The following is a 15,284-nucleotide window of genomic DNA, read 5'->3' on the forward strand; positions in this document are numbered from 1 at the left end:
CCGCCGGTCGGTGCCGAGGACCCTCACCGGTCCCGTGAGATTCAGTCGGGCGGTGTGCCGTACGTCCGTGCTCGATGCGGCCAACCGTAGTTCCAGCGCCCCCGGTTCAACCACCCGCCGCCCCGAGCGGTCCGTGAACGCCGACAGGTCCGTGTGGAAGTGGAAGGTCACGCGGGACGCCTCGCCCGGGGCCAACTCCAGTCGCTGGTAGGCGATCAGGCGGACGTCGGGGCGGGTCACCGAGGCCACCGGGTCGTGGAGGTACAGCTGGACGACCTCCGCCCCCGCCCGGTCGCCGGTGTTGCGGACGGTGAGCGTCAGGTCGTAGGAGCCGTTCGTGTCGATCTCCAACTCCCTTGATTCCGCGGGCTCCCACGCGAACGTCGTGTACGAGCGGCCGTGGCCGAAGGGGTACAGCGGGGTCGGGTCGAGGCTGCTGACCTCGTCGGCCAGGCCCAAGGGGGGTTGCAGGTATGTCCATGGCTGGCCGCCCGGCATGTGCGGGACGCTCACCGGGAGCCGGCCGGACGGGTTGACGCGGCCCGACAGCACTCCCGCCACCGCCGGGCCGCCCTCCTCCCCGGGGAAGAACGCCTGGACCACCGCGCCGAGGCGTCCGTGCCAACGGCCCAGCGCGTAGGGGCGGCCGGTGAGCAGGACCAGCACCACCGGGACACCCGTCGACACCAGCGCGTCCAGCAAGTCGGGCTGGACGCCCGGCAGTTGGAGGTCCGCCACATCGCAGCCCTCGCCCGACGTGCCGCGCCCGAACAGGCCGGCCCGGTCGCCGAGCACCGCCACGCACACATCCGCCTCGGACGCCCGCGCGACCGCCTCCTCGAAACCGGTCGTGTCCGGCCCCGACACGTCGCAGCCCTCCGCGAACGTCACCTTGGCGTCCGGGAGTTCGGCCCGCAGCGACTCCAGGACGGTGGGGATGTCGATGCCCATCGGCACCTCGGGATGGTGGACACCCACGTGGGACGGGAAGGAGTAGCAGCCGAGCATCGCCAGCGCGTCCGCCGCCCTCGGGCCCACCACCGCGATCCGGGCGTCCGGCGGGAGGGGCAGCACGCCGTCCGGGTTGTCCAGCAACACCACTGATTTCTCGGCCAGTTGACGGGCGAGTGCACGGTTCGCCGCCGAGTCGAGGTCGATCCGGCCGGTCGGCTCCGGCGCCCAGTCCTCGTCCAGCAGCCCCAACTCGCACTTCTGCAGCAGCACTCGGCGCGCGGCCCGCTCGACCAGCGACTCCGGTACGTCCCCCGCCCGTACCGCCTCCACCAGCGGCTTCCCGTAGCACTTCAGCGTCGGCAGTTCGATGTCGATCCCCGCCTCCAGCGCCGCCTGTGCCGCCTGCGCCGGGCTGCCCGCCACCCGGTGCAGCGTCTCCAGGAAGCCGATGCCGAAGTAGTCGGCGACCACCGTCCCCGTGAACTGCCAGTCCTCCCGCAGGAGTTGGGTCAGCAGCGCCGGGTCCGCGGACGCCGGTACGCCGTCCGTCTCGTTGTACGCCGCCATCACCGACCGCGCGCCGCCCTCGCGCAGCGCCATCTCGAACGGCGGCAGCACCACGTCCGCGAACTCCCGCACCCCGGCCCGCACCGGCGCCAGATTCCGCGCCCCCACCGAGGACGCGTACCCCGCGAAGTGCTTCAGCGTCGCGACCACCCCGGCCGACTCGAGCCCCCGCACATAGGCGGCCCCGATGGTCCCCACCAGATACGGGTCCTCCCCGATGGTCTCCTCCACCCGCCCCCACCGCGGATCCCGTACGACGTCCAGGACCGGGGCGAGCCCCTGGTGGACACCGGCCGAGCGCAGGTCGGCGCCGATGTGCCGGGCCATCTCCTCGACCAGCGCCGGGTCGAAGCTCGCGCCCCAGGCCAGCGGCACCGGGTACGCCGTCGCACCCCACGCGGTGAACCCGGCGAGGCACTCCTCGTGCGCGACGGCCGGAATGCCGAAACGGCCGGCCGCCGCGATACGCCGTTGCGCGCGGGCCAGCGCCTGCGCACCCAACTCCGGGTCCACCGGGGCCGTACCGAAGGAACGGGTCAACTGCCCCAGGCCGTGGGTGATCAGCTCCTCCCAGTCGTAGTCGGAGGTCATCTCCCTCTGCAGCGGGGCGACTCCGTCGCCGTCCGTGTCGGCACCCACCCAAACGCCGTACAGCTGGGCGGACTTCTCCTCCAGGGTCATCCGGGCGAGCAGGTCGTCGACACGGGCGGCGGCCGGCAGGGCGGGGTCGCGCCAGGGGGCGGTGGTCATGAAACTCCTGTCGGAAAAGGTGAGTTGGGGAGATTCACTTGCCGCCCACGCCCATCAGACCGCCGACCAGGGCGCGCCGGGCCACCAGATAGACGGCGAAGATCGGAATGCCGGAGAGGACGACCGAGGCGAGCAGCGCGGGAATGTCCACGCCGAACTGGCTGACGTAGTTGAAGAGTCCGAGGGTGAGGACCCGGGGGCCGTCGGACTGGGTGAAGATCAGCGGGAAGAGGAAGCCGTTCCAGGCCTGGAGCGCGGTGTAGATGACGACGGTGCTGATACCGCCCTTGGCCAGCGGGACGACCAGCTGGAACAGCATCCGGGTCGCCGAGGCGCCGTCGAGCGCCATCGCCTCGTACAGATCCTCCGAGATGTCCCGCAGAGTGCCGGTCAGGATCAGCACGGAGACCGGCATCGCGAAGGCGGCCGTGGGGAGGATGACCGCCAACAGGCTGTCGTAGAGGTTGAGTTTGGCGATCATCAGGTACAGGGGGACCACCACTGCCTGGGCGGGGATGGCGACTCCCAGCAGGAACAGGCGGAAGGCCGCGCTCGACCAGACCGTGCGGGTGCGTACGGCCACGTAGGCGAGCGGTACGCACAGCACGAGCACGATGCCTACGACGGCTGCCGCGACCAGTGCCGTGTTGGCGAGGAAGTGGCCGAAGCCGTTGTGGAGAACGGTGTTGTAGTTGGCGAAGGTCGGATCGGTGGGCGGCTTCAGGGCGTTGTTGCCGAGGGCCTGGTCCTGGCGGGTGAGCGAGGCCGAGATCATCGCGTAGATCGGGACGATGACGACCGCGAGCCAGATGAGCGAGCCGAGGCCGGCGAGGGGATTGGGGCGGCGGGTCCAGTGCCGACGCCGGCGGGGCCGCTGCTCTTCCACGGGCTCCTCCGCCGTCTTCACCGGACGCGGCAACGTGTCGTGTGACACTCCGTCACATCCCTTCGCGGGTACTGCGCATGGCGCCGAAACCGGTGAGCCGGACCAGGACGAGGGACAGCGCGGTGGCGGCCACGACCAGGAAGGTCGCTATCGCGCTCGCGTAGCCGAAGTCGTAGCTCTTGAAGCCGGCCTCGTACATCAGGTACGGCAGGATCGCCGTGTCCGTGCCGGGGCCGCCCTGGGTGAGGATCAGGACGGTCTCGAAGTAGGTGAGCGAGCCGACGATCATCAGCACGCTGGAGGTCGTGGCCGTGTTGCGGAGCTGGGGCAGCGTGATCGAGAAGAACTGGCGGTAGCGGCCGGCGCCGTCGATCGCCGCCGCCTGGTAGAGGACTTCGGGTATCTGGCGGGCCCCGCCCTGGTAGATCAGCGTGTGGAAGGGGATGAACTGCCAGCCCCCGACGAACACGATCGCGAGGAACGCGCCACTGGTCGAGCCGAGCGTGTCCTGGCGGATGATGCCGAAGTTCGGGTCGAGCAGCGCGTAGAAGAGCAGCGCGATGGCCGTCGAGGACAGCAGGAACGGCACGAAGAAGATCGCGGACAGGACGGCCCGGTTGCGCTGTCGCCCCGCCGCCCAGACACCCAGCAACAGGGACACGACCGTCTGGAACACCCAGCTCGTCACCGTCAACAGGACGGTGACGGTGAGGGATTGGGTGAGCCGGTCGTCGTGCAGCAGCTTCTGCCAGTTGGCGAGCCCGACGGGCTTGGGGTCCCCGAGCCCGTTCCAGGTGGTGAAGGAGAGGTAGACGGCGAGGACCATGGGGGCCACGGCGAAGAAGACGAAGAACAGCACACCGGGGATCGCCCACACGGCGTGTGGGCGACCAGCTTTCGCCGCCGCGCTCTGGGTCACTTGAGCCCCTTCAGCGCGGACACGAACTCCGCCGGCGAACTCTTCCCCACGAACAGCTTGTTGATCTCCGTGAGCATCGGCGTGGAGACAGCCGGATCCACCGCCTGGTCCCAGCTCAGCGTGAACGCCGGTGCCTGCTGCACCAGTTGGTACTGGAACTTGGCGAACTCCGGGTTGGGGGACGAGTCCAGCAGCTTCTCCGCGTTCGACGTGGTCGGAATGTCCCCGTTGGCGACGAGCGCCTTCGCGTACGCCTCCGACGCACAGTCCCGCAAAAACGCGATCGCCGCGTCCTTGTTGCCCGTACGGGCGTTCACGGACCAGTAGTTGGTGGGGTTGCCGACCACGTTGCGGATGTCGCCGGCCCCGCCCTCGTACTTCGGGAACGCGGCCCACCCCAGGTTCGTCTTGGCGAAGTCGGGGAACTTGCCGAGCTGCGTCGAGTACTCCCACGAGCCCATCAGATGCATCGCCGCCTTGCCCTTGGCGAACACCGCGGGCGCGCCCCCGTTGACGTACGACACGGAGCTGAAGCCCTTGCCGAAGGCGCCGTCGTCGATGAGTTCCTTCACCGTCTCGGCGGCCTTGAGGACGGCCGGGTCGCCCCAGCCGGACGCGTCGCCGTTCTTGATGCGGTCGAAGACGTCGGGTCCGCCGATCCGGTCGACGAGGTACTCCAGCCACATCAGCTCGGGCCAGATGTCTGCGCCGCCGAGCGCGAACGGCGTGATGTCCGCCGCCTTCAGCTTCTTGTTGATGTCGAGCAACTCGGCCCAGGTGGTGGGCGGTTGGAGCTTCTGCGCGGCGAAGACCGACTTGTTGTAGAAGAGGATCACGGGCTGCATACCGCGCATCGGTATGCCGTAGTTCTTGCCCTTGAGCGCGCCTGCCGCGAGCACGGACGGGAGGAATCCGCTGCTGAGGACCGGGTCGGACTTGATGGTGTCGGTGAGGTCGACCAGTTGGTTCGCCTCCTGGTACGCCTTGATCGAGCCGCCGCCCCAGTTGAAGAAGACGTCCGGCGCGTTCGGCGAGCCCATCGCGGTGCGCAGCTTGGCCGGGTAGTCGGTGCCGGGCACCTGCTCCAGCTTGATCTTGCCCTTGGCCTTCTTGGCCGCCGCCGACGCGTTGAACCGGGCAACCGCCTTGACCTGCACCTTCGCCGCGTCGTCGCCGTAGGTGAAGGCGGTGACCGTGCTGCTGCCGCCGGTGCTGTCGCTGGAGCCGCAGGCCGTGAGTCCGGTGGTGAGCAGGGTGGTGGCACCGGCGCCGAGGAACCAGCGCCTGCTGTAGGACTCCATATGACGGCACCTCTCACGAATGTTTCGATCGTTGGTACGAATGTTCCGGGAACGTATGGCGGGACAGAAGCTTCGTCAAGAGGTCGCGCAGGGATACGATCGCGGGCATGAAACCCTCGAAGGCCGTAGAAACGCAGACCGCGACGCTCGCCGAGATCGCCCGCGAGGCCGGAGTGTCGGCTCCGACTGTTTCGAAGGTCCTCAACGGCCGTGCCGATGTCGCCCCCGCGACCCGCACCCGCGTCGAGGACCTGCTCCGCGTCTACGGCTACCGGCGCCGCCGCGCCGAGGCGACCCGCTCCCCGCTGATCGACCTGGTCTTCCACGAGTTGGAGAGCGCCTGGGCGCTGGAGGTCATCCGGGGCGTGGAGAACGTGGCGCGGGACGCCGGGCTGAGCGTGGTGCTGAGCGAGAGCGCGGGGCGGCTGACGCCCGGCCGGACCTGGGCCGACCAGGTCGCCGCCCGCCGCCCGCACGGCGTGGTCCTTGTCCTGTCCGGGCTCGACGAGTCCCAGCGGGCGCTGCTGACCAGCCGTTCCATCCCGTTCGTGGTGATGGACCCGGCCGGCGACCCGGGCGCCGACGTCCCGTCGATCGGCGCGACGAACTGGCAGGGCGGGCTCGCCGCCACCCGGCACCTCGTCGAGCTCGGCCACACCCGGATCGGCGCGATCAGCGGACCCTCCCGCATGATGTGCAGCCGCGCCCGCGTGGACGGCTACCGGGCCGCGCTGGAGACGGCCGGGGTGCCGGTCGACGGCTCGCTGATCGTCACCGGCGACTTCCACCACGAGGCCGGCTACCGCCTCGGGCTCGATCTGCTGCGCCGCCCGGACCGGCCCACCGCGGTCTTCGCCGGCAACGACCTCCAGGCCCTCGGCCTGTACGAGGCCGCGCGCGAGTTGGGGCTGCGCATCCCGGAGGATCTGAGCGTCGTCGGCTTCGACGATCTGCCGGTCGCCCGCTGGGTCGGCCCGCCGCTGACGACCGTACGACAGCCCCTGACCGAGATGGCCGAGGCGGCGGCGAAGCTGGTGCTCGACCTCGGGCGCGAGCCGGAGTCCTCGGCGGCGCGGCGGGTGGAGCTGGCGACGAGCCTGGTGGTGCGCAGCAGTACGGCGCCGCCGGCCGCCTCGGAGCAGGGATCCGCGTGAACGGTGACTCGCGTGGCCGGAAGATGACGTATTGACGAGTGGGGTGAGCCGCCCCACACTCCTCCGAAGCCAATCGGTTGCACAACCGAAACTTTCGGAGGCACCCGCATGAGATCTCTGAGAACCGGCTTCTCCCTGGCGGCCCTGGTCACCGGCGCCGTCCTGCTCTTCACCGCACCCGCCGCACACGCCGCCGACACCCCGCTGCGCGACCTCGCCGCCGCGAAGGGCAAAGTCGTCGGCACCGCGGTCACCGGCTCCAAACTCACCGGCAGCTACGGCGACATCGCGGGCGCGCAGTTCAGTTCGCTGACCCCCGGCAACGCCATGAAGTGGGAGACCGTAGAGCCGACGCAGGGCACTTTCAACTGGTCGGAGGCGGACCAGATCGTCGCCTTCGCGAAGGCCCACAACCAGCAGGTGCGCGGCCACACCCTGGCCTGGCACAGCCAGAACCCGAGCTGGCTGACCAACGGCACCTGGACGTCCGCCCAGTTGAGCAGCCTGCTGCAGAACCACATCAGCACCGAAGTCGGCCGCTACAAGGGCGAGATCACCGCCTGGGACGTCGTGAACGAGCCCTTCAACGAGGACGGCACCTACCGTTCGACGCTCTGGTACAACGGCCTCGGCGCCAACTACATAGCGCAGGCGCTGACTTGGGCCCACACCGCGGACCCGGCGGCGAAGCTGTACATCAACGACTACAACGTCGAGGGCGTCAACGCGAAGTCCACCGCCCTCTACAACCTGGTCAAGTCCCTGAAGGCGGCGGGCGTTCCGATCGACGGCGTCGGCCTCCAGGCCCATCTGATCCTCGGTCAGGTACCGGCCACCCTCCAGCAGAACATCCAGCGTTTCGCCGACCTGGGCGTGGACGTGGCGATCACCGAGCTGGACGTACGGATGGCACTCCCGGCCGATGCCGGCAAACTCGCCCAGCAGAAGGCCGACTTCAAGAGCGTGGTCGCCGCCTGCGCGGCCGTCACCCGGTGCGTGAACATCACCGTCTGGGGCTTCACCGACTCCGACTCCTGGGTGCCGGGCACCTTCCCGGGCTACGGGGCGGCGACGCCGTACGACGAGAACTACGCGCCGAAACCGGCGTACTACGGCATTGCCGAGGCACTCGGCGGTACGACCACGACCCCGCCGACCGGGGCGTGCTCGGCGACGTACGGCGTGACGAGCCAGTGGAACACCGGGTTCACCGGGCAGGTGACGATCGCCTGCACCGGGAGCGCGCTCTCGTCCTGGCGGGCGACCTGGACGTACGGTGCCGGCCAGCAGATCACACAGGCCTGGAACGCCGTGTGCACCCAGTCGGGGTCGGCCGTGACCTGCACGAACGCGAGCTACAACGGGACGGTCCCGGACGGCGGTTCGGTGACGTTCGGGTTCAACGCGTCCTGGAGCGGAAGCAACCCGGTACCGGTGGTGACCCTGGGATGAGGGAGGCGGGGGGCGTCAAGCGGGACTGAGAACCGTGAGATTTTCCGCAGAAAACCGTCCCGGGACGCCTCCCCTAACTTTCTCCTAATAATTCGGACTTACGTTCCTCCCCGTGACGGACAACGAGAACGCCGACGCGGACAGACGAGTGGGCCGGCGGTCGAGGGTGCTGAAGATCGCCGGCCTCACCCTGGCGGGCGCCCTCGTCCTGGGCGTCGCCACGGCGGGCTGGGCCTACTGGCACCTCAACAACAACATCAAGAGCGTCGACATCGACAGCGCGCTCGGCACCAACCGCCCCGCGAAGGCGGTGACCACACCCACGGCGTCCGCCTCCGCGTCCGCCGCCCCCGTGCCGACCGGCTCCGTGAACATCCTGGTCCTCGGCTCGGACTCGCGCAGCGGCAAGGAGAACCAGGCGCTCGGCGGCGGCGACAGCTCCGGCGCCCGCTCCGACACGGCGATGGTCGTGCACATCGACGCGGGCCGTAAGAAGGCCACGATCGTCAGCATCCCGCGCGACACCCTCGTCACCCGCCCGTCCTGCCCGCTGAAGTCGGGGGGCTCGACCTCCGTGGCGTACAACGCGATGTTCAACAGCGCGTACTCGGTGGGCGGCCCGGTCTGCGCGGTCAAGACGGTCGAGTCGATCACGGACGTCCGCATGGACCACTACATAGAGATCGACTTCGCGGGCTTCGCGAAGCTGGTCAACGCGCTGGGCGGCGTGACGGTCACCACCACCCAGGACATCGACGACGACGACAGCCACCTGCACCTGAAGAAGGGCACCCACCACCTCACCGGCAAGCAGGCCCTCGCCCTCGCCCGCACCCGGCACGGCATAGGCGACGGCAGCGACCTCGGCCGAATAGGCCTCCAACAGATGCTGGTGAAGGCCCTGTTGACCCAGATCTCGTCCCACGACCTGCTCACCGACCCCACCAAGCTCTACGAGGTCACCGACGCGATCACCGACAGCCTCACCACCGACACCGGCCTCGACTCCCTGAGCGAACTGATCAGCCTCGGCGAGAGCCTGAAGGGCCTGTCGGCCGACGCGGTCAAGACGATCACGATGCCGGTCGTCACGGCCCCGTCCGACCCCAACCGGGTGATCGCCAAGGAACCGGCGGCGAGCGATCTGTGGGAGTCACTGAAATGAACGGCGCCTGACCTGCGGAAACAGGATGCCGGACAGGGCGCCGAAAAAACTTCGGGGAATTCCGGCGAGTGTGTCGATCCGGCGGCACCTCGTTCGACGCATGGTTGAAAGGCCGGTAAGGACCGGCCACCGTTCGACCTAGGAGTCACCATGCCCCGCTATCTCTCCCTCGTGCAGATCGACGAGAAGACCGCCCCCGCCGAGGGCCCCAGCGCCGAACTGATGCAGCGCATGGGCGAGTTGATCGAGGAGATCACCAAGGCCGGAGTGATGCTCGACACCGCCGGCCTCACCCCGACCGCACAGGGCGCCCGCGTCCACTGGGAGGGCGGCAAGATCTCCGTGACCGACGGCCCCTTCACCGAGTCCAAGGAGGTCGTCGGTGGCTACGCGCTCATGCAGTGCAAGGACATGGCCGAGGCGATCGAGTGGACCAAGCGGTTCCTGAAGGTGCACGAGGAGTTCTGGACCGTGACCTGCGAGGTGCGGGAGATCGCGGAGGGCTGAGGAGTCCTGGGCTTCCTTCGCCTGAGGTCGCACATGGTGGGGGTGTTGCATGGTGGGTTTTGAAACCTCCCCCGCCTCAGGCGGGGGATTCCTGGCTCAGGCCGCCTCCTGGAGCAGCGCTCCAGGAGGTCTTACGCCCTCGGCACCAGCCGGGTTGAGACCAGCCCGGACCAGCATCACGCGGGCGGAGGTGCACGAGACGGACGTCCCGTTCGTGCTTGCGGCCCATCTCCAGCAAGGCCGCCTTGGTGGCACCGATCGCCGCATCGGCGGCTTTGCGGGCCATGCTGGTTCCGGCGAGGAACTTCGGCCGGAAATCCTCGACAGCGATCACGTCGTGGTCGCGCACGATCTTCTTGGCCCACTTACGTGCGGTGTCCTGCCGCTGCCGGGCCACTTTCCTGTGCGTCTTCGCCCTCAGATTCTTTGCTTCGCGGTAGCCCTTCGAGCTGGGCCGTCCGTTCTTGGGCTTTCTGCGGGCCATCATCCGGTCGTACCGCGACAGCTTCGAGTGGGCCTTTCGGCCGTGCTGTACGTGGGGGAGGTCGTACGCGTCGGAGGTGGTGGTCGCGGTCTCCTTGACGCCCCAGTCGATGCCGATCACCGCGCCGGTTTCGGGCAGCGGTTCGGCCTGGGCAGGGACGACGAAGGAGGCGTACCAGTGGCCGAGGCTGTCCTGGTAGATCCGTACCGAGGACGGGTCGGCAGGCAATTCCCGCGACCACACCACGCCAACTGCGACCCCGCCCGCCAGGTGCAGGCGCCCGTCCTTCAACCGGAAGCCGCGTTGGGTGTAGTTCAGGCCCGGGAGGGCCTCGCGCTTCTTCTTGCACTTCGGCATCCCGGCCCGCCGCGTTTGCGGCAGGCGGTCCCTGGCGTCCTTCTGCGCCTTCGCGCGGGACTTGCCGAAGTCCCGGATGATCTGCTGTTGCGGAACCGAGCTGCCCTCTCGAAGCCACGGCAGTGTCTTCCGGGCTGCGGTCAGCATCTTGTCGAGCTGGGCCGGACCGCAGGTCGCCTTTTCACCGGTGGCGTTGTTTTGCGCGTAGACGGCCTTGGACTTGGCCACGCACTCGTTCCACACCCACCGGCACCGGTCCCATTCCGCATACAACTGCGTGCGGGCGGTCAGCGACACACGCAGCTGGAAGGTCCACCGGGCGTGCCCGGCGTCTTTGGCTGCGTGCGGTGCTGTCATGGAGCCACGGTAGCTATAGAATGGCTACATGGTCAATTTCAACGTCCGATTCCCCGAGGACCTCCACGCCCGTGTGCGCGCTCAGGCGGCTGCGGACCGGCGGTCCATCAACTCCGAGATCCTGTATCTGATCGAGGTCGGCCTCACCGCCATCGCGGCAGATGCCGGATCGCCCGGCATCGATCCGGTCACCCCTGCTCCACGACGCGGGAATCCGGATTCGTCCCCGGCCTGAAGGCGCCGGGGCGGCCTACGGTTTTCAGGTGAACTCCGAATCGCAGCCCACCGTCGATCCACGCGGCACCATCGAGACCGTCTTCCGCATCGAGTCCCCGCGGATCATCGCCGCCGTCGCCCGCACCGTCCGCGACGTCGGCATCGCCGAGGAACTGGCCCAGGATGCCCTGGTCGCCGCCCTTGAGCAGTGGCCGCGGGACGGTGTGCCCGACAACCCGGGCGCCTGGCTCATGGCCACCGCGCGGCACCGCGCCGTCGACCTGGTCCGGCGCCGGGAGAACTACGCCCGCAAGCTCCAGGAGATCGGCCGCACCCTGGAGACCACGGCCCCGCCCGAGGAACCCGCCGCCCCCGACGACATCGACGACGACCTCCTGCGCCTCGTCTTCACCACCTGCCACCCGGTCCTGTCCCCGGAGGCCCGCACCGCCCTCACCCTGCGCCTCCTCGGCGGCCTGACCACCCCCGAGATCGCCCGCGCCTTCCTCGCGCCCGAGCCGACGATCGCCCAGCGCATCGTCCGCGCCAAACGCACCCTGGCGACGAAGAACGTCGCCTTCGAGGTCCCCTACGGCCCCGACCGCGAGGCCCGCCTCGGCTCCGTCCTCGACGTCATCTACCTCATCTTCAACGAGGGCTACGCGGCGACGGCGGGCGACGACTGGCTGCGCCCCGGCCTCTGCGAGGACGCGCTCAGACTGGCCCGTCTGTTGGCGGGCCTGATGCCGAAGGAACCCGAAGTCCACGCCCTGGCCGCCCTGTTGGAGTTCCAGGCCTCCCGCTCGGCCGCCCGTACCGCCCCGAACGGCGACCCCGTCCTCCTCCGGGACCAGAACCGCCGCCGCTGGAACCGCCTGCTCATCGCCCGCGGCATCACCGCCCTCGGCCGCGCCGACGCCGTGTCCACCGGCGCCCCCGGCCCCTACGCCCTCCAGGCCGCCATCGCCGCCTGCCACGCCCACGCGTACACCTACGACGAGACCGACTGGCCGACGATCGCGACCCTGTACGGCTTCCTCGCCGCCCGATCCCCTTCCCCCGTGGTCGAGTTGAACCGCGCGGTCGCCGTCTCGATGGCGGACGGCCCGGCCCCGGCCCTGGAGATCGTCGACACCCTCGCCGCCGAACCAGCCCTGCGCGACTACCACTTGCTGCCCAGCGTCCGCGGTGACCTGCTGCTGCGCCTGGGCCGTACGACGGAGGCGAAGGAGGAGTTCGTCAGGGCGGCTTCGCTGGCACGCAACGAAAGGGAACGCCAACTGCTGCTGCGCAGGGCCGAAGAGGCGGACAGGCTCTAGGGGGCTGTCCGGTTCCCGTCGGCCGCGACGGTCTTGCCCGCGGCTCCCGGGCGGGCGACGTCGTCGACCGCCACACAGATGCCAAAGACGCGGTCGTGGCCGGTCCAGCCGTTGACGCGGCCGCGGTTGTTGCTGATCTGCACGCGCTTCCTGGCGGGGTCCACGGACGACACCAGGTGCAGGTAGACCGTCCCGGCGACGCGGGCGAGGACGATGTCCCCGACCGTCAGCTTCGACGGGTCGACCGGAGCGACGACCACCTGCTGCCGACTGCGTATCAGCGGGACCATCGAGGAGCCGCTGGGCCGGAACGTCACGGTGGCCCCGCCGGCGACCCTGCCCGCCACTGCGTCCAATGCACCCATCCGACGAGCGTGGCAGGTTCCCCCGCGTCACCCCACCGATTTATCTCTCCGTGACCGGCCGCCCGATCAACATCGTCGGCGCCCCCGCCACCCGAGTCAGGAACACCGTCGCCGAGTTGGGCCCCTGAGGCTTCACCTTCCGGCGCAGTTCCTCCGGTTCGACGGCCGAGCCCCGCTTCTTCACGGTGAGGACGCCCACCTCCCGCTCCCGGAGCAACGCCTTCAACTTCTTGACGCCGAAGGGGAGTTGGTCGGTGATCTCGTAGGCGGAGGCGTGCGGGGTCGGTCGTAGGTCGTCCGCCGTCACATACGCGATGGTCTCGTCGATGAGCCCGCCACCGACCTCCTCCGCGACCTCGGCGACGAGGTGGGCGCGGATGACGGCGCCGTCGGGTTCGTACAAGTACCGTCCCACGGAACGGACTTCGGGGTCGGGCAGGCCGCGGCCGTGCAGAACTCGTGGGCCGGGGAGGAGTGTTGCGCGGACGGCACCCGGACGCACCCCCGCCCCGAACCACAGCACCGCCTCCTTCACGTCGCCGCCGTCCGAGATCCACTCCGCCTCGGCCGTCTCCGGGATCGCCTCGTGCGGCACGCCGGGTGCGACCTTCAGCGCGGCGAGCGGGGCCGCCGTAGCGGCGGCGACGGCCCAGGAGAGCGGGGGCGAGTACGCCTCGGGGTCGAAGATGCGGCCCCGGCCGCCGCGTCGTGCGGGGTCGACGAACACGGCGTCGTACGCGGACGTGTCCACGTCCGTGACATCCGCCTCCCGCACCTCGATCAGGTCGGCCAGGCCCAGCGCCGCCGCGTTCGCGCGCGCCACGGCGGCCGTCAGCGGGTCGCGGTCCACGGCCAGCACGCGCACCCCCGCCCGTGCCAGCGCGATCGCGTCGCCGCCGATGCCGCAGCACAGGTCGGCGACGGAGGTCACGCCCAGGTCGCGCAGCCGCCCGGCGCGGTAGCCGGCGACGGTGGAACGGGTGGACTGTTCGAAGCCGTTCGGGGTGAAGAACATCCGGTCGGCGTCCTCGGGCGTGAACTTCGCAGCCGCCGCCCGTTGCCGCAGCCGGGCCTGGCCGAGGGCCGCCGAGACGAGGTCGGCGGGGTGCTCGCGGCGCAGCCTGGTCGCCACGGCGAGTTCCTTGGCCGGGTCGGTGCCGCGGACCTCGTCGAGGAGGGCGCGGCCCTCGGGGGTGAGCAGGGCGGCGAAGGCGAGTGCGGGGTCGTGCACCGGGGCATGGGGGTCGTTCACCGGGACATTGTGGGCCAGTCGGTGGACGGTGTGCCTCCGGTGGCGGTGTGTTGGCGGTGTCGGCAGGGGATCGGGGCCGGGGCCTGAAAAGATCCGACCCCATGCGAGTAGTCGTACAAAATGACATCAATCGGACGTGTGAGCGCATGGAGGACCGGGGGAGTCGCCGGGGGAGTCGGGGGTGGAAGCCGGGCGTCCGTGGCGCGCTGGCCGCCCTCGCACTCGCCGCACTCGCCTCCGGCTGCGGCGGGTCCGGCTCCGGAACGACCGCGCACCCGGCGCACCCGGCGCCTCCCGCGCACGGCGCGCAGCCCCTGCACGCGCCCCCGGCCCGCGCGCTCGACTCCTACGCCACCAGGCTGCGCGCCGCCTACGCCGCCCGGGTCGCCGCCGCGAAGCGCTGGGGACTGGCGAAGGTGCCACTCCAGGCCCCGCCGGCCCCCGCGCACAAGCCGGAGATCACCGCGCGCAAGGGCTTCGAGGTGGACGACCAGGAGGAGCTGAACCTCCCGCCGGTCTTCACGACGATCCCCACCCAGCAGAAGATCGTCTTCCTCACGATCGACGACGGCGAGAACAAGGACCCCGCGTTCCTGCGGATGATGGACGAGCTGAAGATCCCGTACACGGCCTTCCTCAGCAACTACCTGGTCAAGGACGACTACGGCTACTTCAGGAAGATGCAGGCCCAGGGGCACACGATCAACAACCACACCCTCACGCACCCCTACCTGCCGGGCCTGTCCTACGCCGAGCAGAAGCGCGAGATCTGCGGCATGCAGGACATCGTCAAGAAGCAGTTCGGCAAGGCCCCGACCGTCTTCCGGCCGCCGTACGGGAACTACAACCACGACACCCTCGTCGCCGCCAAGTCCTGCGGCATCAAGTACGCCCCGATCTGGGACGAGGAGGTCTTCGTCGACCACTGGGAGTACCGCGAGGACGACCAGCAGCTGCACCCCGGCGACATCGTCCTGACCCACTTCCGGGGCCGCGCGGACTGGAAGGGCACCATGGTCGACGACATGCGCCGCTTCCTCGGCAAGGTCACGGCCGAGGGCTACGCGGTGGCCCGCCTCGAGGACTACCTGTGAGGTTCCGGGTACCGGTGGCCGTCGCCCTGGCGGCCACCCTCCTCACCGGCTGCGCCCAGTCCGTCGACCCCATCGAACGACTCGGCAAGAAGGCCGCCCAGCACGTGCACCCGCACGGCCCGGCCCCCGAACAGCCGTACCGCCACTGGGGTTTGACAGCCCCCCTGGCCCCCGCCCCGAAACCG

At 69.8% G+C, this 15,284-nt stretch carries 13 protein-coding genes and 2 pseudogenes; 8 read left to right on the forward strand and 7 right to left on the reverse strand.

All coding sequences use genetic code 11. The features are described 5' to 3' along the window. From JHN45_RS42680 to JHN45_RS42695, 4 genes are all read right to left on the reverse strand, one after another. Nucleotides 1-2,271 (reverse strand): glycoside hydrolase family 3 N-terminal domain-containing protein (locus JHN45_RS42680; RefSeq protein WP_201054761.1); only part of this gene is annotated, 2,271 nt, incomplete at its 3' end. A gap of 34 nt (nucleotides 2,272-2,305) precedes the next feature. After that, a complete protein-coding gene (locus JHN45_RS42685; RefSeq protein WP_374192796.1) occupies nucleotides 2,306-3,205 on the reverse strand; it encodes a carbohydrate ABC transporter permease in 900 nt (299 codons plus the stop codon). Between the two features lie 4 nt (nucleotides 3,206-3,209). Beyond that, nucleotides 3,210-4,076 (reverse strand): carbohydrate ABC transporter permease, encoded by an 867-nt coding sequence (locus JHN45_RS42690; protein ID WP_200714960.1) that lies wholly within the window; start codon nucleotides 4,074-4,076, stop codon nucleotides 3,210-3,212. After that, nucleotides 4,073-5,377, reverse strand: coding sequence for an ABC transporter substrate-binding protein (locus tag JHN45_RS42695; RefSeq protein WP_201054762.1), 1,305 nt, complete (start codon nucleotides 5,375-5,377; stop codon nucleotides 4,073-4,075). The genes JHN45_RS42690 and JHN45_RS42695 overlap by 4 nt, the downstream gene beginning before the upstream one ends. A 107-nt stretch (nucleotides 5,378-5,484) precedes the next feature. Here JHN45_RS42695 and JHN45_RS42700 point away from each other — a divergent pair, with 107 nt between their 5' ends. The 4 genes from JHN45_RS42700 (at nucleotide 5,485) to JHN45_RS42715 (ending at nucleotide 9,655) form a co-directional block, all read left to right on the forward strand. Continuing rightward, entirely contained in the window at nucleotides 5,485-6,531 is a 1,047-nt protein-coding gene (locus tag JHN45_RS42700; RefSeq protein WP_201054763.1) for a LacI family DNA-binding transcriptional regulator, read from the forward strand. A gap of 108 nt (nucleotides 6,532-6,639) precedes the next feature. Continuing rightward, nucleotides 6,640-7,983 carry an endo-1,4-beta-xylanase gene (locus JHN45_RS42705; protein WP_201054764.1) on the forward strand — a complete coding sequence of 448 codons (1,344 nt, stop codon included), beginning with the start codon at nucleotides 6,640-6,642 and terminating at the stop codon, nucleotides 7,981-7,983. 112 nt (nucleotides 7,984-8,095) lie between these two features. Further along, entirely contained in the window at nucleotides 8,096-9,148 is a 1,053-nt protein-coding gene (locus JHN45_RS42710; protein WP_200714964.1) for an LCP family protein, read from the forward strand. 150 nt (nucleotides 9,149-9,298) lie between these two features. Further along, a complete protein-coding gene (locus tag JHN45_RS42715; protein ID WP_019055574.1) occupies nucleotides 9,299-9,655 on the forward strand; it encodes a YciI family protein in 357 nt (118 codons plus the stop codon). A 96-nt stretch (nucleotides 9,656-9,751) separates the two neighbouring features. On the opposite strand, the pseudogene JHN45_RS42720 reads toward JHN45_RS42715, so the two are convergent. Beyond that, nucleotides 9,752-10,853 (reverse strand): annotated as a pseudogene (locus JHN45_RS42720) (RNA-guided endonuclease InsQ/TnpB family protein). 28 nt (nucleotides 10,854-10,881) lie between these two features. Here JHN45_RS42720 and JHN45_RS54555 point away from each other — a divergent pair. Together JHN45_RS54555 and JHN45_RS42730 are read left to right on the forward strand one after the other, a co-directional pair. After that, complete coding sequence (locus JHN45_RS54555; RefSeq protein ID WP_200714966.1) at nucleotides 10,882-11,088, forward strand: Arc family DNA-binding protein; 207 nt, start codon at nucleotides 10,882-10,884, stop codon at nucleotides 11,086-11,088. A 28-nt stretch (nucleotides 11,089-11,116) separates the two neighbouring features. After that, nucleotides 11,117-12,388 carry an RNA polymerase sigma factor gene (locus tag JHN45_RS42730; RefSeq protein ID WP_200714967.1) on the forward strand — a complete coding sequence of 424 codons (1,272 nt, stop codon included), beginning with the start codon at nucleotides 11,117-11,119 and terminating at the stop codon, nucleotides 12,386-12,388. On the opposite strand, the gene JHN45_RS42735 is transcribed toward JHN45_RS42730, so the two are convergent. Together JHN45_RS42735 and JHN45_RS42740 are read right to left on the reverse strand one after the other, a co-directional pair. Further along, entirely contained in the window at nucleotides 12,385-12,753 is a 369-nt protein-coding gene (locus tag JHN45_RS42735; RefSeq protein WP_201054765.1) for a S26 family signal peptidase, read from the reverse strand. The genes JHN45_RS42730 and JHN45_RS42735 overlap by 4 nt on opposite strands. Before the next feature lie 40 nt (nucleotides 12,754-12,793). Then, nucleotides 12,794-14,005: a methyltransferase domain-containing protein gene (locus tag JHN45_RS42740; protein ID WP_374195675.1), complete on the reverse strand. Its 1,212-nt coding sequence runs from the start codon at nucleotides 14,003-14,005 to the stop codon at nucleotides 12,794-12,796. A 146-nt stretch (nucleotides 14,006-14,151) separates the two neighbouring features. Here JHN45_RS42740 and JHN45_RS42745 point away from each other — a divergent pair, with 146 nt between their 5' ends. Together JHN45_RS42745 and JHN45_RS42750 are read left to right on the forward strand one after the other, a co-directional pair. After that, nucleotides 14,152-15,099 (forward strand): polysaccharide deacetylase family protein, encoded by a 948-nt coding sequence (locus tag JHN45_RS42745; RefSeq protein WP_200714969.1) that lies wholly within the window; start codon nucleotides 14,152-14,154, stop codon nucleotides 15,097-15,099. Next, nucleotides 15,096-15,284 (forward strand): annotated as a pseudogene (locus JHN45_RS42750) (hypothetical protein); the annotation flags it as partial. The gene JHN45_RS42745 and the pseudogene JHN45_RS42750, both read left to right, overlap by 4 nt.

Origin of the sequence: Streptomyces sp. MBT53, assembly GCF_016654115.1 — a bacterium.
Classification (GTDB): domain Bacteria; phylum Actinomycetota; class Actinomycetes; order Streptomycetales; family Streptomycetaceae; genus Streptomyces.

Bases quoted from the DNA above. Each gene is read 5' to 3' on its own strand.
- JHN45_RS42735 (WP_201054765.1), bottom strand. From the start codon at position 12,753: ATGGGTGCATTGGACGCAGTGGCGGGCAGGGTCGCCGGCGGGGCCACC.
- JHN45_RS42745 (WP_200714969.1), top strand. From the start codon at position 14,152: ATGGAGGACCGGGGGAGTCGCCGGGGGAGTCGGGGGTGGAAGCCGGGC.
- JHN45_RS42700 (WP_201054763.1), top strand. From the start codon at position 5,485: ATGAAACCCTCGAAGGCCGTAGAAACGCAGACCGCGACGCTCGCCGAG.
- JHN45_RS42695 (WP_201054762.1), bottom strand. From the start codon at position 5,377: ATGGAGTCCTACAGCAGGCGCTGGTTCCTCGGCGCCGGTGCCACCACC.
- JHN45_RS42715 (WP_019055574.1), top strand. From the start codon at position 9,299: ATGCCCCGCTATCTCTCCCTCGTGCAGATCGACGAGAAGACCGCCCCC.
- JHN45_RS54555 (WP_200714966.1), top strand. From the start codon at position 10,882: ATGGTCAATTTCAACGTCCGATTCCCCGAGGACCTCCACGCCCGTGTG.
- JHN45_RS42705 (WP_201054764.1), top strand. From the start codon at position 6,640: ATGAGATCTCTGAGAACCGGCTTCTCCCTGGCGGCCCTGGTCACCGGC.